Origin of the sequence: Lactonifactor longoviformis DSM 17459, from assembly GCF_900129135.1 — a bacterium.
GTDB lineage: Bacteria > Bacillota > Clostridia > Lachnospirales > Lachnospiraceae > Lactonifactor > Lactonifactor longoviformis.
This window is the reverse complement of sequence record NZ_FQVI01000005.1, coordinates 81,425-107,594: the sequence shown is the minus strand read 5'-3', so window position 1 is coordinate 107,594 and position 26,170 is coordinate 81,425. Positions and strand designations below refer to the sequence as shown.

Annotated in this window: 23 protein-coding genes; 2 read left to right on the top strand and 21 right to left on the bottom strand. The window is 47.3% G+C overall.

Annotation, left to right across the window (positions count from 1 at the left end; translation table 11 throughout):
• Nucleotides 1-9: 9 nt before the first annotated feature.
• The 10 genes from BUA56_RS07120 to BUA56_RS07075 form a co-directional block, all read right to left on the bottom strand.
• Nucleotides 10-1,014: an NHL repeat-containing protein gene (locus BUA56_RS07120; RefSeq protein ID WP_072850352.1), complete on the bottom strand. Its 1,005-nt coding sequence runs from the start codon at nt 1,012-1,014 to the stop codon at nt 10-12.
• 10 nt (nt 1,015-1,024) lie between these two features.
• Nucleotides 1,025-1,870, bottom strand: coding sequence for an SDR family NAD(P)-dependent oxidoreductase (locus BUA56_RS07115; RefSeq protein ID WP_072850349.1), 846 nt, complete (start codon nt 1,868-1,870; stop codon nt 1,025-1,027).
• Between the two features lie 14 nt (nt 1,871-1,884).
• On the bottom strand, nt 1,885-2,943 hold the full coding sequence (locus tag BUA56_RS07110) for a lactonase family protein (protein WP_072850347.1): 1,059 nt from the start codon (nt 2,941-2,943) through the stop codon (nt 1,885-1,887).
• Between the two features lie 11 nt (nt 2,944-2,954).
• A complete protein-coding gene (locus BUA56_RS07105) occupies nt 2,955-3,908 on the bottom strand; it encodes an ABC transporter permease (protein WP_072850345.1) in 954 nt (317 codons plus the stop codon).
• On the bottom strand, nt 3,901-5,412 hold the full coding sequence (locus BUA56_RS07100; RefSeq protein ID WP_072850343.1) for a sugar ABC transporter ATP-binding protein: 1,512 nt from the start codon (nt 5,410-5,412) through the stop codon (nt 3,901-3,903). The genes BUA56_RS07105 and BUA56_RS07100 overlap by 8 nt, the downstream gene beginning before the upstream one ends.
• A gap of 2 nt (nt 5,413-5,414) precedes the next feature.
• Nucleotides 5,415-6,395 carry an ABC transporter permease gene (locus BUA56_RS07095; protein ID WP_072850341.1) on the bottom strand — a complete coding sequence of 327 codons (981 nt, stop codon included), beginning with the start codon at nt 6,393-6,395 and terminating at the stop codon, nt 5,415-5,417.
• A 59-nt stretch (nt 6,396-6,454) separates the two neighbouring features.
• A complete protein-coding gene (locus tag BUA56_RS07090) occupies nt 6,455-7,567 on the bottom strand; it encodes a sugar ABC transporter substrate-binding protein (protein ID WP_158640989.1) in 1,113 nt (370 codons plus the stop codon).
• Between the two features lie 99 nt (nt 7,568-7,666).
• On the bottom strand, nt 7,667-8,341 hold the full coding sequence (gene dhaL / locus BUA56_RS07085) for a dihydroxyacetone kinase subunit DhaL (RefSeq protein WP_072850337.1): 675 nt from the start codon (nt 8,339-8,341) through the stop codon (nt 7,667-7,669).
• Nucleotides 8,342-8,362: 21 nt separating this feature from the next.
• On the bottom strand, nt 8,363-9,355 hold the full coding sequence (dhaK, locus tag BUA56_RS07080) for a dihydroxyacetone kinase subunit DhaK (RefSeq protein ID WP_072850335.1): 993 nt from the start codon (nt 9,353-9,355) through the stop codon (nt 8,363-8,365).
• Between the two features lie 98 nt (nt 9,356-9,453).
• Complete coding sequence (locus BUA56_RS07075) at nt 9,454-10,461, bottom strand: LacI family DNA-binding transcriptional regulator (RefSeq protein WP_158640988.1); 1,008 nt, start codon at nt 10,459-10,461, stop codon at nt 9,454-9,456.
• 268 nt (nt 10,462-10,729) lie between these two features.
• Between BUA56_RS07075 and BUA56_RS07070 the strand changes: the two genes are divergently transcribed.
• A complete protein-coding gene (locus BUA56_RS07070; RefSeq protein WP_072850333.1) occupies nt 10,730-11,536 on the top strand; it encodes an SDR family NAD(P)-dependent oxidoreductase in 807 nt (268 codons plus the stop codon).
• A 305-nt stretch (nt 11,537-11,841) separates the two neighbouring features.
• Here the strand turns inward: BUA56_RS07070 and BUA56_RS07065 are convergent, their stop codons facing one another.
• From BUA56_RS07065 to BUA56_RS07030, 8 genes are all read right to left on the bottom strand, one after another.
• Nucleotides 11,842-13,176 (bottom strand): hypothetical protein, encoded by a 1,335-nt coding sequence (locus BUA56_RS07065; protein ID WP_072850331.1) that lies wholly within the window; start codon nt 13,174-13,176, stop codon nt 11,842-11,844.
• A 35-nt stretch (nt 13,177-13,211) separates the two neighbouring features.
• Nucleotides 13,212-13,619, bottom strand: a complete 408-nt coding sequence (locus BUA56_RS07060; RefSeq protein WP_072850329.1) for a VOC family protein — start codon at nt 13,617-13,619, stop codon at nt 13,212-13,214.
• Nucleotides 13,620-13,627: 8 nt separating this feature from the next.
• Entirely contained in the window at nt 13,628-14,455 is an 828-nt protein-coding gene (locus tag BUA56_RS07055) for a carbohydrate ABC transporter permease (protein ID WP_072850327.1), read from the bottom strand.
• An 8-nt stretch (nt 14,456-14,463) separates the two neighbouring features.
• Nucleotides 14,464-15,354: a carbohydrate ABC transporter permease gene (locus BUA56_RS07050; RefSeq protein WP_084067732.1), complete on the bottom strand. Its 891-nt coding sequence runs from the start codon at nt 15,352-15,354 to the stop codon at nt 14,464-14,466.
• Between the two features lie 60 nt (nt 15,355-15,414).
• On the bottom strand, nt 15,415-16,773 hold the full coding sequence (locus BUA56_RS07045; RefSeq protein ID WP_072850325.1) for an ABC transporter substrate-binding protein: 1,359 nt from the start codon (nt 16,771-16,773) through the stop codon (nt 15,415-15,417).
• A gap of 126 nt (nt 16,774-16,899) precedes the next feature.
• Complete coding sequence (locus BUA56_RS07040) at nt 16,900-18,537, bottom strand: response regulator (protein WP_139249473.1); 1,638 nt, start codon at nt 18,535-18,537, stop codon at nt 16,900-16,902.
• 19 nt (nt 18,538-18,556) lie between these two features.
• Entirely contained in the window at nt 18,557-20,374 is a 1,818-nt protein-coding gene (locus BUA56_RS07035; protein WP_072850320.1) for a sensor histidine kinase, read from the bottom strand.
• Nucleotides 20,375-20,389: 15 nt separating this feature from the next.
• Nucleotides 20,390-21,250 carry an AraC family transcriptional regulator gene (locus BUA56_RS07030; protein ID WP_072850318.1) on the bottom strand — a complete coding sequence of 287 codons (861 nt, stop codon included), beginning with the start codon at nt 21,248-21,250 and terminating at the stop codon, nt 20,390-20,392.
• Between the two features lie 224 nt (nt 21,251-21,474).
• Between BUA56_RS07030 and BUA56_RS07025 the strand changes: the two genes are divergently transcribed.
• Nucleotides 21,475-22,743, top strand: coding sequence for a uroporphyrinogen decarboxylase family protein (locus BUA56_RS07025; RefSeq protein ID WP_072850316.1), 1,269 nt, complete (start codon nt 21,475-21,477; stop codon nt 22,741-22,743).
• A gap of 133 nt (nt 22,744-22,876) precedes the next feature.
• Here the strand turns inward: BUA56_RS07025 and BUA56_RS07020 are convergent, their stop codons facing one another.
• Genes BUA56_RS07020 through BUA56_RS23295 form a run of 3 tightly spaced genes read right to left on the bottom strand, consistent with a single transcriptional unit; the run spans nt 22,877 to nt 25,891 of the window.
• Nucleotides 22,877-24,094, bottom strand: a complete 1,218-nt coding sequence (locus BUA56_RS07020) for a diaminopimelate decarboxylase family protein (RefSeq protein ID WP_072850314.1) — start codon at nt 24,092-24,094, stop codon at nt 22,877-22,879.
• A 14-nt stretch (nt 24,095-24,108) separates the two neighbouring features.
• Entirely contained in the window at nt 24,109-25,761 is a 1,653-nt protein-coding gene (locus BUA56_RS07015) for a ribonuclease J (RefSeq protein WP_072850479.1), read from the bottom strand.
• Nucleotides 25,718-25,891, bottom strand: a complete 174-nt coding sequence (locus tag BUA56_RS23295; protein WP_207650918.1) for a hypothetical protein — start codon at nt 25,889-25,891, stop codon at nt 25,718-25,720. The genes BUA56_RS07015 and BUA56_RS23295 overlap by 44 nt, the downstream gene beginning before the upstream one ends.
• Nucleotides 25,892-26,170: the final 279 nt, after the last annotated feature.

The window sequence follows — 26,170 nt, the reverse complement described above, 5'->3', positions numbered from 1 at the left end:
CCGTTCTTCCTACATTTTTTTCAGCCGCATAAGGGAGTACGGCAGTTCCTCACTCAGGGTCATCATGAAGAGATTTCCTCTGGAATCCCCGCAGAAGCCGTGAGTCATCAGGGGTGACATATAATATCCCAGCTGGGCCACAACTTCAATGTCATAATTAAATATAGTAATGCCGCCTCTCTCCCCTACATAGATATACTTGCTGTCTGCCCATATTTCTGAAGGCTGATACAGCCCTTCTGAACAGTAAGCCAACAGTTCTCCATCCTCCCGGAATACCTGGATACTGTTGCCCTCCCGGTCAGCCACCCAGATTCTATCCTCTTTATCCGCCCATAAACTGTGCATTACAAAAAACCTTCCCGGCCCCGTCCCCGGAGCCCCCCAGGTATGAAGAAGGGTTCCGTCAGGAGCAAACTTATGCAGTGCACAGTTGGCATAGCCATCGCTCACAAAGATGTCTCCCTTTGATGTCTCTGCGGCACAGGTTGGACGGTTAAAGGGCGGAGCAGCGTGGGTGATGGTCTTAATACTCTCAATAAAGCTCCAGTTCTTTTGATACGGAAGATTCATAGGAATCACCGTCCCGCTGCTGTGCATTCTCCACCAGGCATCTCCCTGGTATCCGCTGTCGCTGGGCACCCCGTAGTTTCCCAGATCCCGGATCAATTCTCCCTCCATGGTCAGTTCCCGGATCACATGACTGTTGGAATCCGCACACAGAAGGGTCTGCCGGCTGGTTACAAATACAGAATGTATGAACTGAAACAGCCCTTTTCCGAAATCCCGTACATAATTTCCGTCGGGATCCACCACAACGATGGGATGGTCTCTGTCCCGGGTAGCCAGGTATAGATAATCGTTCCGGTCACAGCATCCCGTGCAGGCCGGCACATACTTTAAAAAGTCCGGAAGCTTAAGGAAATCCTTATCCAGCTCATAGGCATGACTTCCATCCTGAAATATCGTCTTAGATCTTGTGTCCCTCTCTCTGCTGCCTTTTACAATCTTCATCGTCTCTCACCTACCATCTGCGCTTAAAATTGCACCATGTTTTAAATTCCTCATCTGCTTTGGGCCTGTTTTCCGGTATTCCAGGCAGTGATGCGGCCCCGTCTACCACCAGATTGGTGCCTGTGATATAGGCAGCCTCATCGCTGGCAAGAAATGCCACCGCATTTGCCACATCTTCCGGTGTACCCATCCGCTCTAAGGGCAGCTGCTTCCAAAGGTTATCCAGATCCTCAATCTCCTGTTCACAGACCCCTTCTTCCCGCATCTCCTGGCTGGTCCGGACTCTGATGGGCCCCGGGGATACACAGTTTGCCCGGATCCCATAGGGTGCAAGATCCAGCGCAAAGGTCTGGATAGAGCGGATCAGCCCGGCCTTCAGCCCTCCATATAGCTCATCATAGGGAAACGCCCGAAGCCCCCTGCAGGAAGAGATGAAAATTATGTTTCCCTTTATTCCGTTCTCTCCCATGATTCTTCCCGCCTCCCGGGCTGCCATCAGATAGGAACGGAAGTCCAGATTGATGAGAAAGTCAATGGTCTGCTCATCCATCTCATAGATACTGTGAACCAGCGACTGGCCGGCATTGCAGACCAGAAGATCCAGTCCCCCCAGCTCCTCATACGCCTCCCGCACAAATTCTTCTGCCGTCCCCTTCTCATTCAGGGCTGCTCCATGGCAGAAGCACTTCACCGGATATTGTCCTGTAATTTCTTCCACCAGGGCTTCTGCCTGGACCTTTCCCCTCCGAGAGCTGTAGGTAAAAGAAATGTCATACCCCTCTCTGGCCAGTCTTCTTACAATTCCCCGTCCAATTCCCCTGCTTCCGCCGGTAATTGCCGCTTTTTTATTCCTCATGTCTCACTTCTCCTTTATTCTTTTTCTCCGCACAATACACAGGCCGCCCCCGGAATAGGTACTGTGTCACACACCTCTACTGCGCCCAGTCTCTTATCCAGACGAAAGCTCACAAGGTTTCCTGAGTATTGGTTTGCTGTCAAAATATATTTGTCATTCTCTGTAATCGAGAACATTCTGGGATGGCATCCCCCTGAGGGGAAAAGCCGGGGCGGTTCCAGGATTCCGCCTGCTGTTATGGGAAACAGGGACAGATATCCCTCCTCCTCTTTTCTGCTGCCCCATGCCCTTGTAGATGTCACGAGCCAGCGGCCGTCAGAGGTTACCGCTATCTCCCCTGCAATATATTCTCCGGTTTTGCCGTCTCCCAGCAGAGAAATCCTCTGCATCTGCTGCAGTTTCTTTTCCTCTGTCCATTGAAAGGCATATACCATATTCTCCATTTCACAGACCAGATAGAGCCGGCAGCCCCCCGGATGTGCAGCCAGATGCCTGGGTCCGTCCCCCGGGCAGACCTTTACTTCCCCCATCTTCTGAGGTCTCCCCCATCTGAGGTCATAGAGAACAATCTCATCTGTACCCAGATCCGGAACCAGAAGCATTTCTTGTTTCCCCAGCAGGTGCACTTCATGGGGATGGGCCTTATTCTGCCGCTCCCCCACACTTCTTCCCCGGTGCACAATTCTGTAAGTATCCGGAAGAAACCTTCCCTCCCCGTTCAGGTACAGCATTCCGATATCACCGCTCTCGTAATTGGCATAATAGATGCGTGTCCCGTCTCTGCCCATGCTGATATGGCAGGGGCCCTCCCCCGGTATTTCTTTTTCATCTGTCAGTCGGGGAATGCCGCTCATTGAGTCCCGGTATACCGATACCCAGTTTCTGTCCTCTCCCTCATTTACTGCGCACAGAAGGCCTTTCTCCTTGTTCCGGGCGAGAAATCCCGGATTGCTGCATTCCCTCTGAACTCCCCTTATCTGTAACTTTCCTGTATCCTCGTCTAAACCGCAGACATAGATTCCCCCGCCGTCCGTTTTGCCAGTGCAGGTCCCTATCCATACTTTTCTGTCCATCGTCTCACCTGCTACATCTTATTTTTAATGGAGTCTATATACATCATGACAAAAATGATCAGCGCTTTGGCGATCTGGAAGAGATAAATGTCTGCTCCCATCATAGTAAGTCCGTTCTCAATGACCGTCAGGATAAGAACCCCGGCGAATGCCTTGGGAAATACGCTTCCTTCGCCCCCGGCCAGGGAAACTCCCCCCAGAACCACAGCAGATACCGCGGTAAACTCATATCCGTCTCCCAGCTCACGGGTAATGCTTCCCAGGTTCACAGAGATCAGCATACCGCCCAGCCCGGCAAAAAAGCCGCTGATGATAAAGGCCGCCAGTTTATAATTTTTCACATTGATTCCAAGCTTTTCTGCTGCGGCATAGTTAGAGCCCACAGCCACCAGTTTTCTGCCAAATGTACTGTAACGCAGGATAATCTGCATCAGAATCATAACTGCTAATATGAATACGATAAAACTGGAAAGTCCGAATATCTTTATATTTCTGAAATTCAAAACCTCCTGCGGCATATTGATTGCAACCGTGTTCGTCAGCTTTACTACAATGCCCACAAGGGCCAGCTTCATAGATAATGTCACCAGCCAGGCATTCAGTTTTACCCGGGTTACAAGCAGGCCGTTTATGAGACCTATAAACCCTCCCAGAAGAGGCATTAATATCATGCACAGATAGGGATTCCACCCGTGATTCACCATAAGCAGGGCGCTCACCGACGCTGCAAATCTGCAGTTAGCCCCAACCGAAAGATCCAGCTCTCCCACTATCAGTGCAAAGGTAAGTCCGATTCCTATTGATAGCATAAGCGTTGAATTTCTCAGGATAGTAATCCAGTTCGTAGAGGTCAGAAAATGCTCTGACAGAGACGAAAAAACAATAATTGTGATTACACCGAAAATGTAAACCGCATGGTTAAGGGCTGTCAGCTTCAAGTTTTTTATATTTATGCTATTATTCATTTTGGCCCTCCTTAATTCCCAGACAGAGATCCATCAGATTCTGTTTGCTGATATCCGTTTTTCTGACTTCGTCCGTAATCGTTCCATTTCTGACAATAAGTACCCGGTCACACAGGTTGAGGTTCTCTTCAATCTCTGAGGAGACCATGACAACGGCGCATCCCTGACGGGCCAGCTCCAGGATCTTCCTGTGTATAAATGATTTCGCATTCACATCAACCCCTCTGGTAGGCTCATCTATAAAAAACACATCCGGATTCTTCCCTATGCATCTGGCCATGATAACCTTCTGCTGATTGCCACCGCTTAAGGTTTCCACCAGCACGTTTTCATCCGGTGTCTTAATCTGCATTTCCTCAATCATTTTTATTGAATATTCATGTTCCTTCTGTACATCCATCATTCCATTAGAAAAGTTCCTGATATTGGCCATGGTAATGTTTTTCCAGATGGGCATGGCCATAAACAGCCCGTCATAGTGCCGATCTTCCGTCACGTAGGCACATTCCTCCAGAAGCTTATGTCCGCTGATTTTAAGCATTTTGCCTTCTTTGTTTCTCTTATAAATTGCCCCGCTGTCCGGCTTATCCAGGGCAAAGATGCTTCGTATTATCTCCGTTCTTCCGGATCCCAGCAGCCCCCAGAGTCCCAGAATCTCTCCTTTATGAACTGAGAAATTAATGTTCTTAACCGCCGGATAGCAGTTCAGGTTCTCAATTTTCAGAACCTCTTCCCCCTCATTTTCTTCCCCCTGATTCACTACGGTCTCTACTTCATGACCGGCAATTCCCGTAATCAGTTCCCTGGTACTCACCTCCCGAATCCGGAAGTCTCCTGTCACCTCGCCGTCCCGCATGACAACGGTCCTGTCACAGATTTTCAGCACCTCGTCCAGAAAGTGGGTAATATACATCACGATTTTCTGCTGTTCCTTCAGCTGATGAATGATCCGAAACAGATTCTCCTTTTCCTCCAGGGATAAAGAAGAAGTAGGTTCGTCGAACAGTACTATCTCAGCATCCCTCACCAGGGCCCTGGCAATCTCTATCATCTGTTTTTCTCCCACTGTAATATTTTTCGCCAGCTCCCTTGGGTTCACCTGTGCGCCTATCATGGAAAGATACCTGGAAGCGTCCTCATACATTTTTTTATACTGCAGGCGCCCCGCCTTTGTATAGTCCTTCAGGTTATAGATAAAGACATTTTCTGCCACTGTAAGATCCTTGAAGACTACTGCCTCCTGATGAATCAGGGCAATCCTGTTTTTTTCAGAGTCCTTCTGATTTCGGATCTCCGTCTTCTCCCCGCCGATGTAATATTCTCCGGAATCAATAGCGAGTTCTCCGGCCAGGGCATTCATGAAGGTGGATTTTCCCGCTCCGTTGATGCCGATGATCCCCAGTACAGACCCTTTATCCGCTGTTATGGTCACGTCGTTCAGCGCATGCACTCCGGGAAAATATTTATGTAAGTTTACTGCTTCAAAATACGATCTGCGTTCCATCTCTATGCCCTCCTTGCTTTTGCACGGATGGTATCAAAATAGGTAATAAAGATAAATACCATACCTTTTATAATCTGTATCGAATAATAGTCAATCCCAAAGAGCACTAACAGGTTTGACAATCCGTTGATAATAAAGGCACCTGCAAATGCGCCCACTGCGGTTCCCACACCGCCTTTAATGCTTGCCCCGCCCACAATCGCCGCGGCTATGACATCCAGGGACGTAGAATCTGACGCAAGTGACAGGGAAGAGGAAGCTATCCTGGCGGTTAAAACAATCGCCGCGATTCCTGACAGGATTCCGGAGATTAAAAACACCTGAATCTTTACCTTATCTGTCCTAATCCCGCACGCCTGGGCGCTTTTCTCATTGGTGCCTATAGCATAAATGCAGCGGCCGAACCCTGTCTTCGTTAAAACGAACTGCAGAACAATCAGGCAGAGGATCATCACCGCAATATTGGCATGGACAGGCCCGTAATATTTTCCAAAAAGGCCGGTGAATTCCTGGGGCACAGGAATACTGCTGGACTTAGTAACCTTCAGAGAAAGTCCGTTAGCTACCAGCATGGTAATCATGGTTGCCACAAACGCATTTATCTTCAGCTTTGCCACAGAAAATCCGTTAAACAGCCCTGCCAGAACTGCCACTGCCATAATAGACAGAATCCCAAGCAGTATGTTGTTTGTCTGACGCATCACCAGAGCCCCGATGCAGCCAGACAGCATCATCACAGAAGGAATGGACAGGTCGATTCCTCCGCTGACCATCACATAGATCTGCCCCGCAGCCATAATCGCCACGGCACTGCACTGGATAAGGATACTGGATATGTTTTTTGCCGCATAGAAACCTGGTTTGGCGAACGCGATAGCCAGCAGAAGAGCTGCCCCGGCTGCCAGGCTGGCTAAAATAAATGTTTTGTCCCTTCTGTTCATAAAGGCATTTTTCTTTTTAGCACAGTACCTCTGTATACTCATTTGAAACCTCCTTCAGGTTCCCGGGCAGCACAGGGCTGCACCGGGGGCATTCTGTCGTTCTATTTTTCTGTCTTCTTTACATAGTCGTATACCCAAAAATAGTCTTTATCCAGCAGCGGCTGTATATTCTCCGGAGTAATGGCTTCTGACTTCACAAAGAAGTCCCCGGGCTCCTCCCCCAGCGCCAGCTTTACTGCATTGTCAATAGTATTAGTAGATACTTCAGGCAGATTTTCATATCCCGTAGCATCCAGATAACCTTCCTGTATCATATTCAGTCCGATCTCGCAGCCTCCTGCAGCAGCCAGATACATATGACCCTCCTCTCCTGTCTTTATCCACTTGCCAAGGCCTTCCAGAACACTCTGGACCCCAAGCATCAGGTCTTCATTTGGGGTAAAGATAAGATTGGCATCCGGATTAGCCTGCAGGGTTGGCGCCAGTTTATTCATAACAGTTTCCACAGACCAGTTGCTCTCAATGTCTGCCGCGATTGCCGCTCCATTGTCCTTTACTGCAGCCTCGCATCCTTCCCCGTATCTCATTGCATTCTGGTCTTTAAGATCACCCTGTACCCGGATCACTTTGATGTCTTCCGCCGATATTCCGCTCTCAATCATTTTCTTAATGGCAGCGTCCACAGAGACGTATGCAGTGTCGTAGGTGTCCGGCGCTACGGTAGAGTCAGCCTCAGGACCGCCCGGCGTCAGTCTCCGGCAGAAAGAGATGAATTTTTTCCCCGCGTCATGTGTCTCGGTGATAGAGGACCATATGGCGGTTGTGTCAATGGCTCCTGAAACTACCACATCTACATTCTGATTCAGCAAGTCCCGGATCTGCGTCTCCTGGGCAGCAGCATCATCTCCGGCTGTCGTCTCGATCAATTTTACCTTCACATCATTTTTCTCATTGTATTCATCCACGTACCATCTCAGATAATCTGCCATGGCAGACCAGGCCTGTGTTCCCAGAGATGGCCAGGCGATTCCTACAGTGACTTCTGTTTTCTCCCCTGACGCAGAGTCCTTGCTGTCTGCTTCCGTTTTCTTTTCTTCTGTTTTCGGCTCTGTTTCCTTTCCTGCGTCATCAGCGGATGAGCATGCGGTAAGGGGACAGGATACCAGCGCCATTGTCAATACAGCGGCCATTACTTTTTTAAAATTTCTCTTCATACGTTTAACCTCTCTTTTTTTACTATTTATTTTCTGCCTCATATCTGCACTGCTCCGGATCAGTGTCGCGATACCATATGGCATACTAACCAGTTACTCTTAGATCTGCTTGCTGTCTTTCGCAGCGGATGCTTTATCCTCTTCCAGGATAAAGTCTGCCAGGCATTCTAACTGCATGGCCATAGTAACGGCTCCCGGATCCAGAAAGCCCACAGATTTGTCCTCTCTGTAGCTTGCCCTTCCCTTCACTGCCTCCATATCTCTCGTGCTTTCTGCACCCTCCCGGGCGGCCCGGGCCATTTGCCTCAGACATTCCCCGCTGTCTTTTCCTTCCTCCAGTCCCTTTGCATAAGCAGAGGCTGCAGGATACACCGCATCCAGCATAGTCTTATATCCCAATTCTGCATTCCCCCGGGACCGAATAGCCTCTGCCCATCCCTGCAGGATCTCTCCCAGAAGTCCCTGATCTATGCTTTCCCGGTTCTCCAGAAGGCCAGCTGTCTTCAGATATGCACTGCCGTACAAAACCCCTGAGGAGCCCCCCATAGCGGACATCATGGTCATGGCTATATTTTGGAAGAGCTCCTGGTAGGTTACGCTCTCCCATTCTTTTGACTTTTCCAGCAACTTTTCAAATCCTATGGTTAGATTCAGCCAGTGATCGCCGTCACCCGTAGCAGAATCCAGTTCTGTAATGTACTCCTTATTTCCCCGAATCACTCCGGCTGCCTTTGCAAGATACCGGAGATAATCCTCTTTGTATAGATGAAACATATGATCGTAATCCTCCTTCCTTTACTGCAGTGTCATTGCCGGAGATGCGCACGGGGCCTGCAGCAGCCTCTTCAGTTCATCGTCCAGCTTCAGCATAGAGAGCGAACAGCCCGCCATCTCCAGGGATGTCATATAATTTCCCACATAAACCCGGCAGGCACAGATCTCCTTCTGTACCAGCAGTTTTTTCACACTGGCCGCCAGTACATAGAGTTCCATCAGAGGCGTTCCCCCCAGTCCGTTAATCATAAGCGCTGCTTCACAGGAACGGTAATCCAAGTCCTCCATGATTTTCTCCAGAAGAATCTCTGCCAGTTCATCCGCTGTTTTTACACCTGATTTCTGTATTCCGGGTTCCCCGTGAATCCCCATTCCTATCTCTATCTCATCCTCTCCCAGGGAAAATCCTGGTTTGTCCAGCCCCGGCAGGATGCAAGCGCTCATAGACATTCCCATACTTCTCACATTGTCCGCTGCCTTTTGGGCAGACCGCTTTACCTGCGTCAGATCGGCACCTTCTGCCGCCCGCGCCCCCGCAATCTTATGTACAAATACCGTGCCTGCGATTCCCCGCCGTCCCGTAGAATATGTGCTGTCCGGTACGGCAACATCATCCTTTACCACTACACTTTCCACAGAAATTCCCTGGGCTTCTGCCAATTCCTTTGCAATGGAAAAGTTCATCAGATCCCCGGAGTAGTTTTTCAGGACTACCAGCACGCCGGCCCCTGTATCAATATCCTCTATGGCTTTCAGCATCTGATCCGGGGAGGGAGAGGCGAACAGATTTCCTGCCACCGCAGCGTCCAGCATTCCCTTACCTATGTAACCTGCATGGGCCGGCTCGTGCCCGCTTCCTCCCACAGACATAACCCCTACTTTCCCCTTTTTCTTCTCCTTCAGAGATACCACCCTGTGTTCCCTGAACCACTGGAGTTCCGGATGGGCAAATACGAACCCCTCCAGCATCTCATCTACAATGTTCTGTGGTTCATTCATGATTTTCTTTACCATATTCTGCTTCCTCCTTCTTTTGTGGAAACGCTTCCATATTTTCCCTTTTTATAATCCAGATAATTATCTGGATTATAAAATAACCTTTGTCCGGACTATCAGGATAAGTCGATCTTAATCTTGGACGGCATATAATATTTTCTGGCAGGCAGTTCGGGATCTCTTACGCGCTCCATCAGCATAGCGGCTGCCAGGCTGCCCATCTTCATAGGATCCCGTTCAATATAACTGTATCTCAGCTCCTCAAAGGTATCCAGCTTATCAAAAGAAATACAGTTGATATCCCTCCCCAGCTCCAGCCTTGCATCATAAACCGCTTTGATAAATCCTATGGTCGTCAGGTTGTTTGTAGTGAAAAATGTTTTTGGATATTCCCCTGACTGCAGAATCTTTTTCGTCATCTCATATGCGGTCTGCGTGGTAAAGTCTCCCTGATATACCTTTTTCTGATCCAAGGGAATACTATTCTCCTCCAATGCCCTTAAATAACCTTCATACCGATCCCGGGCTGTCTTTGTATTAAGATCCCCTGTTATAATTCCGATATCTCTGCAGCCCTCCTGGATCATGGCTTTTGTTGCATTATAGGCTCCCGCCACATTATCAAAATATACCAGGTCCCATTCATAAAAATCCAGACCGGAATCCATAAAGACGACCGGGATATGCAGAGAGTGGATCAGCTCCTTGTATTCCTTGATTTCTTTTAGATCCATATCATTGATGGATGGAGTGATAATGAGCCCCTTTAGCTTCTGCTGCTTTAGTAAATGAAGCTTTCTCTCTTCTTTTTTAAAATTCTTATTGGAATTGCACAGGATCAAGAGCAGTTCACTTTCCTCCAAGACTCCTGAAATTCCCTCTACCGCAGCGGCAAAGTATGGATTATGTGCCTCGGGAACAATGACTCCCACCATATTGCTGTCCTGTCTGGCAAAATTCCTGGCCGTGGCGGAGGGCACATAGTCACAGTTTTCTATTACTCTCTCTATCTTTTTCCTTGTCTTTTCACTGACATACCCGGTATGATTCAATACTCTCGATACCGTTGCCTTGCCCACACCGGCCTTTTCCGCAATGTCTTCAATTGTCATTTTACTCTGCACGTATATACTCCTTTTGTGGAATCGCTTCCATTTGCTATATATGTACATTATCACAGGTTTTTACATTTTTCAATAGTATTTTTATACAATTTCACGCAAATCATTTTGTCTAAATCGCATATTTCAAAAGTTTTTCTAGCCATTTTATTGTTTTTTCTACTATTATATGATAATTTAAATATATACTCCTGTCCTTTGACGTGGAAACGCTTCCATTTATTCAGACAACTATACACATTATGTACTGAACAGAAAGGAGCACCGCTCTATGGATTTACATCTGAAAAATAAAATTGTAGTAATAACAGGGGGAACCGCCGGTATCGGAAAGGCTGCGGCCTTCCAGTTTGCTGAGGAAGGCGCTTTTGTAACCGTATGCTCCCGCTCCCCTGAAAAAATCAGAAGTTTTCTGGAAGAGGCCCGGGAAAAGCACTTATCTGTCTCTGCGACAGCTGCAGATATCTCAGACCCCAAACAGCTGAAAAATTTTATTGAGGAGGCAGGCAGCACCTATGGGAGAATTGACGTATTATTTAACAACGCGGCCCAGAGTCATATGTGCTATCTGACTCAGCTTGAGGACAGCGCATGGGATTCCGTTGTGGCTTCCAACCTGTCTTCCGTCTGGAGGGCGGTTATATATGCACTTCCCTACATGAAAGAACACGGCGGAAGCATTCTATCCACCAGCTCACTGGCTTCCAGAATCCCTACCACTTCTATCGGTGCCTACGGCGTGACAAAAAGCGGAATCAATGCCATGACAAGAATGCTGGCCTCGGAACTTGCTCCGTACAACATCCGGGTAAATGCAGTTGCCCCCGGAGTGATAGCCTCAGACATGGTTAAAAATAGTATTTTAAAAAATAAGGGAATGCATTATCTCTGCCATACCTCTGTCTTGCAGAGACTGGGAGCACCCGAGGAAGTGGCCAGGCCGGTAGTATTCCTGGCATCTGACGCCGCCTCATTTATTACCGGAGAAATCCTGGATATCTCCGGAGGCAAATTCATCGTCCAGGATCCCTGGGCGCCGTGGGAGGATTTTGGGGTGGAGAGACCATATAATGTTTAGATTAATTGCGTTGGGGACAGATATAGAAGGGGGCGGCGGATACAGGTCCGGGCAGGTTAACTCAATGCTTCCGATAACCAGGAGAGAGAGTCCGCGTTGGGGCGCTGCCTGTGCCTCCGGGAGGGATGCCTGTTTCCCGGGGACGATTCCGCAGAAGTGTTAGAGAGTCTTAGACAAAACCGGGATTTCCGCAGGAGATTTTTTCGGCAGTCCAGGCCGAAAAAAAGAGAGAATGCCCAGAGAATGCACATAAAGCATTCTCTGGGCATGCGAACGGTGCTCCGGAGGGGATTCCCCCTGTCACACTATCCCAAATCCACTTCTATCCCAAAGACCTCCCCCACTGCCTTCATCTGATTGCTTCTCTTCCCGGTCAGTACAACCACATGGTGAGAGCAGATCCGTTCCATCATATCATATCCGTCAGCCACCTTGATAAGTCCCCCGTTCCGGCAGTCCGATCCCGGATACTGGACATATTCCTCTAAAACAGCCTTCTCCACAAAAATCTTCTCAAAGTCTCCGTGCAGCTTGCACAATGTAACATCCCCGGTCTCAACCTCTGCATCCACTGCCACGCCATTTTCGCCTACCAAATCCCAGGAATGCCAGCCAAGTACCGGCGGGCGCAGGGTCCACTTTCTGGACATACACTGGGGTACGCAGCCCAGATAACCGCAGTGCACCAGAAGTGCGTGATCATCCGGATCCGGGACATCGGGGAATTCCTGAATTTTCTCATGGGAGAGCGCAGGCATCCCAGAGAGGAAAGGATAGATATTGGTGGTAAAGATTGCGCTGTCTATCGTCTTTCCCATTAGATACTGTGTCATCAGAGAAGAAGTATCTCCCTCGCACACCCACATAATCCCCCGGTCCTGATACAGGAGGTTCCATGCAAGGCAAGGAGTTGTATCGCTGAAGTATGCTTCGTTAAGGCAGTTTACACCGCAGCCCACAACGTCTCCCTCTGCATCCGTCTCCTCTCTCAAGGCCAGGAACATTTTAATCGCCCCCAGCACCGGACGCTCATAGGGGATCTCTTCGGGGAAATTCCACCGCTTCAGCTCCCGGCGCGCATCATCATCGGATATAGATTTTGCCTTCTCTCCCAGAGCCTTGTACGACTTTCTTACTATAGTAATCCCAAATTTTTCCTGCATGCTGCGGGTACATTCTTCATTCCACCAGTAAAAGATCTTAAACTGCTCCGGGATCAACCCATCCCCCGGCGTATCCTGGAAAATCAGGAATTTCTGATGTTTCATCTCCCGCTTCAAGGCCAGTGCCCGGAACACTGTTTTTGCCAGTTCCACACTGTGGGGGTTAAATACCTGCAGCCCCTTTGACTTCATATAGGCAACTGCCTCCCAGTCAAACATCAGGGATACTCCAACTGTTGTGGTTAAAACAATCACCGGAAGATGAATCGTATCCAGAAGGGTGTCTATCTCCTTATATACCTCCACCCATAAGACCGGAAATAAAACAGCATCTGCCTCAGGAACCGGCTCCCCAACACTGACCGGGTCCAAAAACTCCACTTCCTCCCTGTAAATGTTCTTCAGGGCATCTAATATCCGGTGAAACTCCTTGTCCTCCACACTGGCAAACTGCAGCGGCACAACTCTTGTCTTCATATAAATAAACCTCCCATCCTTCAGAATCTTTAGTTTTACAGCACTTTGCAATACTCTACCTTTTCACCGCCGGCCCCGTACACCAGAAAATACTGGAATCCGTTTTCCCAGAATTCCGGAACTTCCACTATGCCTTCGATGATATCCATCCCCGCCTCTTTGGCATGAGCAAACTCTTTTTCCAGATCCTCTGCCTCATAGGCAATATGATCGATCCTTCCGCCGTGCGTCTCAACATCTGCGGCCTCGTCACTCCCCGCCGGACGCTGTATCAGCTCGCACATTACTTTTGTATCCCTGGAATATACGAAGATAACCCGGCTTCCCTGGGCGGTGAACTCCGCCTTTTTTTCAAAATCAGACTTCTCAATATACCATTCTGCTGCAGCCTCAGCGTCCGGAACCAGAATACCGATATGCTGCAGTCTTTTACTTTTCACCATACTCTCACCTATCCTTTCACTGCTCCTGCCGCCATACCGCTCTCTACCTTCTCCTGGAATATCAGATAGATAATCAGGATAGGCACTATGGAAAGCACTATGGAGGCAAACATTGGTCCGTAACTGGTAAATCTCTCTCCCTGCAGGCCCAAAAGCCTTACCGATATGGTTTTCATAGCCTGATTTGTCAAAAGGGTATTGGCAAATATAAGCTCATTATATACTGCGAGGAACGAAATAATCGCTCCTGTAAAAATCCCCGGGCTTGCTATGGGGAAGATGATCCGAAAGACAATTCCTGTGGTACTGCACCCGTCCACAATGGCCGCCTCATCCAGCTCTTTGCTGATCCCCTCTATGTATCCTGTAATGAGATAAAAGCTCATAGGAAAGTTAATGGCTGCGTAAAGCAGAATCATAGGCCAGTATTTATCCCGAAAGCCAAAGTTAGTAAACATGGTAACAATGGGAATCAGCATGGCATACGGAGGAATCATAAGTCCCAGCAGGTAGTACAGACGCAGTGCGCCGGAAAAGCGAATCAGTTTTCTTGCCGCCACATAAGCTGCCATGGTTACAAAAACCACCACCACCATGCACGCTCCAAAAGAGAAAATAAAGGAATTCAGAACTGCCCGCAGGATCCCCACATCGAAAATAGCAGATGTATAGTTGCTCCACTCAATTTTCGAGGGCAGGGCAAACATGGTATTCCATATCTCTGTATTTGTTTTAAAAGATGATACCACAGTAAAATATATCGGATATATAAAGATAAGGAAAAATACTATGGCAAACAACCGGTAAATAATATCTCCTGCTTTTAATCTTTTCATGCTGTCACCTACTCTTTCTGTCCTCTTGCAAACAATCCTGTGAGCAGTACGCTTGCCAGGAAGGAGGCAATAATCAGGAATGAACCCATGGCATTAGAGTAACCATAATTGTTATAGGTAAAAGCATTTTTATAAAGCAATGTACCAAACACCTCTGATGCGCTTCCGGGTCCTCCCCCTGTTGTAACATATACCATCTCAAACGTAGTGATCGAACCCACCACACAGTTCAGCAGAAAGATCTGGAAACTGCTCTTTAACATGGGAATCGTTATATAGCGAAGCTTCTGCCAGCCTTTGGCGCCGTCCACCTTAGCCGCCTCATACACATCCTCGGGAATCGCCGTAAGGCCCGCGGAGAATATCAGCATATTAAACCCCGCATAGGTCCAGGCATTAATCACCGTAATGGCATAGATAGCATAGGTCTGGCTGCCCAGAAAGTTGACATTTACACTGTCAAAGCCAAGACCGTGTATCAGGGTAGCCAGCGGACCGCCTTCCGGATACAGCAGGAAGTACCACATAAGGGCGATGGCCGTCCGACTGATAACCTGGGGCATGAAATAGCTGGTCTTCAGCAATCTTTTTCCTCTTAATTTAGACTGAACAACAGTTGCCAGAAATACTGCCACCGGCAGAATCAGGATACACCCTGATAAGATAAAAATTCCAACATTGGTTAATGCGGTAAAAAACTTTCTGTCTGCGAATAGTGCAAGATAATTTTGGATGCCCACAAACTGAAGAGGAGAATTGGGGATTCCGTTCCACTTAAAGAGCGAAAGCCGGAATACTGAGATCATGGGATAAATAAAAATGAAAGAATACAGCAGAAATGCCGGCAGACTTAACAGTATGGCCTCTATTTTCTTTCTCCTGCTCATTACGCCAAACATAGGAAACACCTCCTTTTAATATGGCGGGAGAAATTCTCCCGCCATGCTGTACAAGATCTGCTAATTACTTGCGTTATACGTATCTACTTCTCCCTGGATCCTGTCGGCGATATCCTTTGCCTTATCCCCTGAGAAAATGGTTGTCACTTCTGTTCTCACTACATCCAGCAGAGAGGTCATAGGTGAGAATTGTTCGATTTCCCCTATCATATTAGAAGCTTTTCCATAGTACTCATTGAATTCTGTGGTCAGAGCGTCTGCCTGGATCGTCTCCCCGAATGTAACCGGATAGGTCCCTGCACCTGCCTGTGCCTCATACAGTCCCTGATAATACTCCTGGGAGGTAAAGAATTTCAGCACACGAACCGTTGCGTCATAGTCCGGATCCCCCGGCTGGGAGGTCATAGCCATAAAATCATCCGGTCCGCCCATCCATTCATCTTTGTATTCCGGTTTTTCCTCAAAATACGGGAATCCCTTGCAGACAATGTCATCTATATTGGAAAACTCATTGATCGTTGCAATGTTCCAGGAACCGCTGAAGATAATAGCCGCTTCCTTATTTTCCAGCTTCGCCAGCTCACCGTTGGCATCATAGGCAAGGTTGTTGTCCCCGAAAAGTCCGTCCTCCTGCCATTTCTGCATTTTCTCGATCAGCCCAAGCATCTCCGGATCATTCCATGCTTTCTCATTGTCAATTAAATCTGTCTTCAGCTGATCTCCGTAGTATTTCATAGAGAGCGCTGTGAGGAAATGTCCCGCACGGTAATTGTCTTTTGCTCCGAAGGCCATGGGAATATAGCCCGCTTCAATCAGTTTTGGAGCCGCCGCCTCAATTCCTTCCCAGGTTTCCGGCATTTCCATTCCCAGTTCATCAAAAATAGCCTTGTTGTAGAAACAGCAGACACCGTAGGGAGAAGTGGGAAGTCCGTAGGTACCCTCGATTCCATAGGCGGAATAGTCTACCGGCGCAAAGAGTGCGTCAATATAGTTCTCCGTCCATGACGGATCCTCTTCCAGCAGAGAAGAGATATCTGTCACCACGCCGTTTTTCACATAATCTATATTTGCCGCATAGCCGAGAAAATTAAATACTTCAATGGGATCTCCCGAAGCCACAGAGGTCTTAAATAAAGTGTCATGGGATTCTTCATCGGATATAGATACGTCCTCCAGTTCAATGTCCTGATTCTCCTCCTGGAACTTTGCTACCATATCCATGAAATATCTCTCACGCACACTGTCCGGGTTGCTGAATCTGGTAAGAATCCTGACCTTCACCTTTCCATCTTCTGATTTTGCAGTTTCCTCCGATTTCTTACTGCTGTCCTTGGAATCCCCTCCGGAATTCCCGCAGCCGCTGAGAACAGATACTGCTAAAACGGATGCCAATAAAACGCTGATAATCTTCTTTTGCATAATACCCTCCCTGTTCTTTTTTTGAAAACTTTAACTTTTTCGTACTGCAGTACTTAGGATAGGTTTATCATACAGGGATTCCCCCTAAAACTCCATGTGCTGCTTTTTTCTGTTTTTGTAAATTTTTTAGGTGGTACTGCTTTCACTGTTCCTTGTCTTTAAATGTTTCACCTGTGAAGGTGATACCCCGTAATATTTTTTAAAGCAGCGGCTAAAATAGTATTCATCGCTGTATCCCGCCAGGGCAGCTGCCTCCCTCACTTCAATTTCTTTTCCCAGCAGCAGTTCCCTGGCTTTTTCCAGACGGACCATGGATAAATACTGCATCATAGTCACTCCCATCGCTTTTTTAAAAATACCGCTTAAGTAGGCGGGAGTGACTCCCACCTGTTCCGCCACCTCCGCCTGAGTCAGCTCTATATCGCTGCAGTGCCGCTGCATATATTCGCATGCTTTTCCCACAATGGGCATATTTTTCCCGGCTGCTGCCTGCGTGCTCTTGCTTTCGATCAGCGCTTTTACCATGCCGCAGAACCACTCTTTTATCTCTCCCAAAGTCATCAGGTATTCAAACGCAGCCTCCAGGCTTTTGTATTCTCCCATAAATCTGCGGATTTCCAGACCCGAGGCAATGCACGCCTCGGAGATCCCAAGGAGCAGTCTGTTGGCATTCATGGAGATACATTCGTAGTTGCACTGTCTCCCGATCATCTCGTCAAAAATCATCCGGATCATCCGTTCGCAGCCCATGGGATCATTTTTCCCCACACAGTTCTGTACCTCTTTAATCTTTGCCGACGAAACCCGGTAATGACTGTCTCCTCTTTTGTCCACGTCTTCATAGCCCATGGTCTTTTCCCGGAATGCCTTGGTGTTGTTCAGCGCACAGACGGCTTCCGTATATGCGTTTACCAGCTGCCGGATCCCCTTTTTGCGGCTGCTGATTCCGCACCGGATGACGGTTTCCAGCTTCTGCTCCAGCAGTTTACGCACCTGTTCCATTACCCCCTTAACGCCTTCCCTGCTGTCCCTGACAGACCATTCTTTAAATAAAATACAGTAATTATTAAAGAGATCAAAAAGTACGGTAAAGCCCTCCCCCTTATCCATCACACGCCGGCCGGCCTCATAGATCTTCTGGCTCTGCTCCAGCAGAGGCAGGCTCTCCTGTGTATAGAGCTGAATGCGGAAAACAGAGAGAGTATACTCTGCATCCGTATCCACTCCCGCCTCACCTGCCTGCACGGCAATCTCATCTGCGATCTCTTCCTGTATTCCATACTGAAAAATATCGCTGAAAAACTTTGCCTCCATAATAAGCCGTGCATCGCTCTGGCCCAGTGAAAGATTTTCTAAAAGCTTATGCTCCCTCTTTTCCTCCACCAGCTTGTCCCTTAATTTTTCCAGCATTCTGGTGAATTCTTCTTCATTCACCGGTTTCAGAATATAGTCATATACCCCGTATTTGATCGCCTGCTGGGCATAGGCAAAATCACTGTGCCCTGTGAGGAAAATAATATGAATGGGAAGATTTTCCTCCCGCAGCCTCTTCACCAGCTCAATTCCGTTCATTCCGGGCATGGCAATATCAACAATTGCCAGGTCATATGCACGCTCTGTGATAAGTCTGAGTGCCTCCCCGCCGCTCCCCACGTCATCCTCCACCTCATAACCCAGTGCATTCCAGTCAAATCCCAGCCGTATTCTCTTTCGTATCAGCATCTCATCGTCCACAATAATCACTTTAAACATTTTCTTTTTCATCCCTTCTTCGGCCACAGCGTTAACTTGTATAATCCTCCCTTGTGGGCAGGAAAATTCTGATTTTTGTTCCCTGCGCCAGAGGCAGTATCTTGAGCCCGTACCGGCTTCCAAAATACAGCTTTATTCTTTCATCGGTATTGCGAAGCCCGAAGCTCTCCATTCTGAACCCCCTGCTCTCCCCGGAAAGAATACTTTTTCTTGTCTTATCATCCATTCCCATCCCATTATCTTCTACCTCGATTACCATCCCGCGCTCACCGGCAAAGACGCGTATGCTCAGCAGTCCGCCCCCGCTCATCTCCTGAAACCCATGGTGAATGGCATTTTCCAGAATAGGCTGAAGGGTAAGCTTACAGATAAAATGATTCTCCAGCTCAGGCTGACAGGTAATCTCATAGGTAAACTTTCCGGGATAACAGACCTTCATAATCTCCAGATAATTTGAGGCAATATCCAGCTCCTGTTTTACGGTGATAATCTCCTTTCCTTTGTTCAATACCCCCCGGTAAAATCCCGACAGAAGCTGAATGGTGTGAATGGCAAGCTTCTTTTCGTCCATCACAATAAGCCCGCAGATACTTTCCAGAATATTGTAGAAAAAGTGGGGTGTCATCTGCATCTGGATGAGAGATAGCTCCGATTCTCTTTTGTCTTCCTCCTTCTCAACAATCTCCAGCAGAAGAATCTCTGTCTTATCCACCATCCGGTTAAACTCAGAAGCCAGTGTCCCCAGTTCTCCCCCGTCCTTTACCACCACCCGCTTATGGTAATCCCCTTTTCCAATCTCAACAATGGTCTGGGTAATCTGGCTGAGGGGCCGGGTAATAGATTTCACCAGGAATTTCACTAAGACCAGACTGCCCAGAAACACTGCAATTCCAAGCAGCACCATGGTCACCGCATACACCGTCACACTTGTGAGATAAATAGATTTTGAGACCTCACTGACTGCGGTCCAGTTCTGCCCCTTGTATTCCTTCATAAAATACCAGGCGCCTTTATCCTGGGCCATTATAAAGCCGTCCTCATCCGGGTTTTTAGCACCGGCAGCCTTATACCACCGCCGGTCCTCCAGAGACTGGTACAGCAGCGCTTCATCTCCCGCCAGAATAATATGATTATCCCTCTCAAAATACATCTTGATCCCGTCACTCATCACTGTCTCATAGAGCCGGCTCAGTTCTCTGTTGGGAATCTCTATCTCCACCACTCCGATGAGCCTGCCGCTTCCCATACTGTAAACCTTTCTCACATAGCTGATGCAGTCCGCATATGACTTTGCCTTAGACTGTTTCCAGGGACTCTTGTGCAGTTCTATAAGCTCTGACTTCTTGTCTGATTCGATAAACTCCTCTACCCGGTCCATCTGCGTTTGAAGGTACTCCGCCTCTTCCACCAAATCCTCATTGGCATAGTAATTACCCTTTAAATCATAAAATGTAATAGCACTATAGCTGGACTTCTGCCCGATATAGCTGTTAATCACCTGCTGTATGAGTACATATTTTTCATGCTGTTTTACAATATCCCCCTGTAAAAACTGGCCGGAATTCTCCAGCAGGGTCTGGCAGCTCTCCCCCACCAGTACGGATACCGCATCATTCTCCACTCCCTGAAAAAACATGTCCATCTTCTCCAGTACCATCTCCAAATCCTTCTTTGCCGAGGTAGAAGTGGTAGCTACCAGCTGTTTCTGCAGAATAATAAACACACTGCTGACAAAACAGATGGTGGTAACAATCATGAGCGCGGCGATAACCATAACAATTCTCTCCGCAATATTCTTCCGGTAGAACTCTTTTTTGACCCTTTTCATCCATTCCTTTATATGTATCATATCGTACCTGCCCTCTCATACTTTGCTGGTTTTATTCTTCATCCGGAATTGCCTTGGAGTCATGCCTTCCCATTTCTTAAACGTATTGCAGAATGCACTCTCACTGTAAAATCCACAGCGGAAACAGATCTCCTTCACCGGAACCTGTGTGCTCCACAGAAGAAACTTTGCATTGTTGATTCTGGATAAAATGATATATTCATGTGGTGTAAATCCTGTCTCTCTTTTAAAAAGCCTGGTAAAATAATACAGGCTAAGATTCACATTAGAGGAAAGACGTTCCAGGGACAAGCCCTCCTCACACAGATGCTCTCTGATATAGGCCATGCTCTCCTCAATCACACCGGAAAACTGGGAATTCCCGATAGCGGCCTCCTGCGCCAAAACCAGCTCTGTGAGGAGCTTCATAATATAGCCGGACATTACAATCTCCTTGATGTTCTCTCCTTTGTGAAACAGCTGGTACAGACGGTTTAGTTCCGCCTCGAACTTCACCGGATTGGGCAGAGTTATCACACTGCACTCCTTCTCCGCAATCATCTCAAAATATTTTCTGCTCATAGGTCCGTCAAAGTGGAGCCACAGCACCTCCCACTCCTCCTCGGAATAATAGGCATGGGACTGGTAGCAGTCCAGCAAAACCACCTGCCCCTCCTCTGCCCTGTATATCCCGGAGTCAGAGCATACCGTGCAGCTCCCTTTTCTGATATACATAATCAAAAAACTGTCAAAACTTTCCCTGTGCAGAAAATAATCCTTTTCATAAAAGAAGTGGCCAGTCACCAGAGGATAGAAAAACATTTCCCTCGCCTGCGTACTGGGTGTGTAAACAAAGTATTCCGACTTTCTTTTCACTTTTTCTTCCCGGGCCAGCATTGTCTTCACCGCCTTTCATTCTTTCTGTACTCTCTACTTATTATTATATTTGACACCACGGATGCGGTCAATTTGAATCTATTATTATTAAGAGCAATTTTTTGCAATTAATAGGCAAATTTCTATAATGACTTTTTCTCCCTCCCCTTTATAATAAGACTCAACAACACCTGTTAATTGCGGTAAATATCCTATACAACAATATGAAAAAAGGAGAAATGCATATGACTTCCAGAGAACGATTAATTGCAACTTTAAATCATCAGACACCAGACAGACTTCCCCTGGATCTGGGGGCTACCAGCCAGACAGGCATCAATGCCAGCTCCCTGTATCAGCTGCGCAAAGCTCTTCACCTGGACGAACACAGATTGAAAATCATCGAACCCGGACAGCTTCTGGGAGAGGTGGAACAAGATCTCCTGGATCTCCTGGGTGTAGATGTAGTTGGCCTGTTTAACACAACCAATTATTTCGGCTATAAAAATGACAACTGGAAAAAATGGGAGATGGATGACGGCACTCCCGTGTGGATGGGCGGCGGCTTTGCCTACGACCGGGATGAGACCGGAAAGCTCTATGTCTATCCACAGGGCGACACCAGCGCCGAGTACAGCGCCATCCTTCCCAAAGGGGGAACCTTTTTTGACTGTGTTCCAAGAGAAAAATTTGACTGGGATCTGGAGGAAGAGGATCTGACACCCCTGGAAGATTTTAAAGATGACTTCTCAGTGGTATCCGATGAAGAAGCCCGTTACTGGGAAGAAAAATCAATTGAATTATATGAGAATACAGACTACGGGATCGTAGGCATGATAGGGGGCGGCGCCCTGGGTGACGCAGCCGTCATCCCGGGACCGGGGATCAAGCATCCCAAGGGCATCCGCCGGGTGGATGACTGGCTTATGGCCCATTCCATGTACCCGGATTACATCAAGGCCGTATTCCGCTACCAGACAGATATCATGCTCAAAAACCTGGAAATATACCGCCAGGCCGTAGGGGACCGCATCCAGGTAGTCTGGATCTCCGGAACAGATTTCGGCAACCAAATGGCCGGTATGATGAGCCTGGAAACCTTCCGCGAGCTATACAAGCCTTTTTATAAAGAAATCAACGACTGGGTACATCAGCACACAAGCTGGAAGACCTTCTACCACACCTGCGGCGCCGTCTCCAGTTTTCTGGATGATTTCGCAGACATGGGCCTCGACTGCCTGAATCCCCTGCAGCTCTCAGCAAAGGGAATGGACGCTAAGACCATCAAAGAGAAATATGGAGATAAGTTTACCTTCTGGGGAGGGGGCGTTGATACACAGAGGACACTGCCCTTCGGTACACCGGAGGAAGTGCGCAGAGAAGTGCGGGAAAGAATTGATATCCTGGGAAAAAACGGCGGATATGTGTTTAATACCATACATAATATCGTGGCAAATGTTCCGCCGGAGAACCTGATTGCTATGTATGAGGAGGTTATCGGAAGGAAATTGTAGGTTTGCGTATGAGAAGCTCGATATAAATTAATGGGCGGGGCTTCAACGGTCAAGGTAGGCGCTTAAAGCGCCGTTCATCCTGACCGTTGAAGCCCCGCCTGGCTTTGCTGCTTCTATGAAATAGGAAATCCTGTCATCCTTCAACTTTCCCATTAAGGTGCAAGAACAATTCTGCTGGCTGAGGCTGGGTAGAAAATTGCATGGGTGACAACACGGCTGCATACGCACCAGCATTTGTTATAACTACAATATCACCGCATTCTAAGTACGGCATTGTAATATCCTCTGCAATTACATCTGTCGCTGTACAAAGATTTCCAACCAAATCAACTTGTTCAAATGGTTTCTTTTGGCTCAATGCATTAAATTGGAAAGCGGCTGTGCTGGTAAATAGCGGCTCGCTTCCTTTCGGAGATGGATCCAATGAATAGTGTGCAACCAAACGGGCTAACGAGGGACGAACAAAGCCGTTCAGCGTATTTTTCAAAAGAATGTATGTTTTCCCATAGGATACTTTTCGGTCTGCTACTTTCGTTACATATACGCCCGCTTTTCCAACAATATAGCGGCCTGTTTCAATAATAATCTTTGTATCGGGAAACGAATTGCGAAATGTGTCTAACGCAGTATTAACCGACTTACTTAGTTTGTCTATATCCAAAGGGACATCTTCAGCAGCGTAAGGAATGCCCATACCCGACCCCATATTAACAAACGAAAGATGGGTGGAGTTAACATCTTGTATACGCTTTGCTACTTGGAGGACACTTTCATAATATGCCGCAAGAATATCAGCGTTCAATTCCTGACCGCGCAGATGTACATGAATACCCGTAATCTTAATATTAGAAAAATCATATTCTTTTATAAAAGCGATTGCCTGTTCTTCATCAATTCCAAATTTAGAAGATATCCCATTTCCCCCATAAAAAGAAAAACTTGGGTTGATTCGCAAACCAATTTCGGCTATGAAATTTATTCGTTCTGCTGCCATCTGAATTCTTTTGATTTCGTCAATACTGTCTGCAATAAGGACCGAAGATTTGATTGCACGCTCAATATCTTCCATTGATTTTCCCGGAGCAGAGTAATAGATATTTTTTTTTTTCACACCAGCGGCAAGAGCTTTGCGGACTTCTCCTGCGCTTGCAGCATCTGCGCCAAACCCCTGGGAAAAAACACTTCGGAGGACATTTACATTAGAATTACATTTAATGGAGTAAAGGAACCGGATATTAGGAAAATGCTCTTTTAAATCTTGAGTTCGCGCGACAATTTGACTCTCATCATACAAATAAAAACTGTCATATCGTTTTGCCTGTTCTTTCACCACATCTTCATTATATGCCATAATTAGCCTCCATGTTAAACTTCCATAATAACCGGCAGTACCATAGGACTCCTCTTAATCTTTTTCCAAAGATAATGATCCATCCCATCTCTGATCTCTGACTTTATATACCCCCAGTCTCTGCTCTTCCTGCCCTCGCATTTCTCGATAGCTTTCAGAGCAACTTTTCTCATCTCCCGAATTAGTTCTTCTGATTCCCTGATATACACAAAGCCTCTGGATATGATATCCGGCCCTGCCAGAAGTCTGTTGGTTCCTTTTTCAAAGCTCATGGTAACGATAATGATCCCGTCCTCGGACAGACTCTGCCGATCCCGAATGACTATATTGCCCACATCGCCCACTCCAAGGCCGTCTACGTAGATGCCCCCTGCCTGTACTTTCGAGGTGACTCTTCCCCTCTCCTGGGACAGTTCCAGAACATCTCCTGCATCCAGCACAAACACATGATCCTTTTCTATTCCCAGGTCCTGCGCCACATTGGCGCCTGCAAGCAGATGCCTGTACTCACCGTGGACAGGGATTGCATACTGTGGTTTTAAGAGAGAATAGATGAGCTTTATCTCTTCCTGGCAGGCATGTCCCGAGACATGGGTATCCTGGAATATAACATTTGCACCTTTCCTAGCCAGTTCATTTACCACTCTGGATACCGCTTTTTCATTTCCCGGTATAGGTGTGGAGCTGAAAATAATGACATCATTTGGTTTTATCACTACCTTTTTGTGGGTGGAATCCGCCATACGGGACAGTGCAGCCATTGCCTCGCCCTGGCTTCCGGTGGTGATAAACACCAGTTTCTCATCCGGGTACCGGTTCATCTGCTCCACTTCTATCAGGGTGTTTTCAGGAACCGTTACGTATCCAAGCTCCTCAGCAATCTTAATCACTGTCTCCATACTCCGGCCCTGCAGGATAACTTTTCTTCCGAATTTATATGCGGTATTCATAATCTGCTGCACCCGGTCAACATTGGAGGCAAAGGTCGCCACAATAATCCGGTTTTCCTTATTCTCTGCGAACAGCATATCAAATGTTTTTGCCACCTTCGTCTCCGATGGGGTAAAACCGGGGCGCATAGCATTTGTGCTGTCACACATCACTGCCAGAACTCCTTTTTTGCCGAGTATGCCCATACGCTGCAGATCAATGGCTTCCCCAAACAGAGGGGTATAATCCACCTTAAAATCTCCGGTGTGGAATATCATACCCGCCGGCGTATAGATAGCCAGTGCCGCTGCACCTGCTATACTGTGATTTGTCTTGACAAATTCTATGCGCAGTTCCCCAAGATTCACACAGCCCCCCTGCTTGACCACCTTACGCTTCGTCTTCTTCAGAAGCTTTGCTTCCTCCAGCTTATGCTCAATCAGACCCATGGTAAGCCTGGTGGCATAGACAGGTACGTTAATCTGAGGCAGAATATAAGGCAGTGCCCCAATATGGTCCTCGTGTCCGTGGGTAATAACGAAGCCTTTCACTTTCTCCCGATTCTGTACCAGATACGTTACATCCGGAATCACCTTGTCAATCCCGAGCATGTCATCATCCGGAAAGGAAATCCCGCAGTCTATCACAACAATGGTTTCCCCATATTCTATAGCCGTAATGTTCATGCCGATCTTATCCAGACCTCCCAGGGGAATAATCTTTACCTCTTTGCTCATTTTCAATTGTTTTTCTTTTTGATTCAAATAATACCTCTTTTCTTTTTTGTTTTCCTTGCTCTGTCAGCCATTTTGGCAGACTGCAATTATAGTTACTTTTATTTACTATACTGTCTGCATTTCTTTTCATAAAACAGCCCTATCCGATTGGGAAAAATAGATATGACCACTTTTTAAAAGCCTGCGCAATGATCTCTCATAGCTGCACCACAATATCTTTTCTCTTTCTTCACGAACAAACAATTAGATATAGTATACACCTCTTTGCCGAAAGAAGCAAGCCCATCCCGAAGTGCCTCTCGTTGATAGGCCAGAAATATACCGTTTACGCCGCTGCAAAGCATTTTAGTTTTCAGAATTATAAAAAGGCCTCCGAGGAAATCCTCGGAAGCCTTGATATTTACGAATA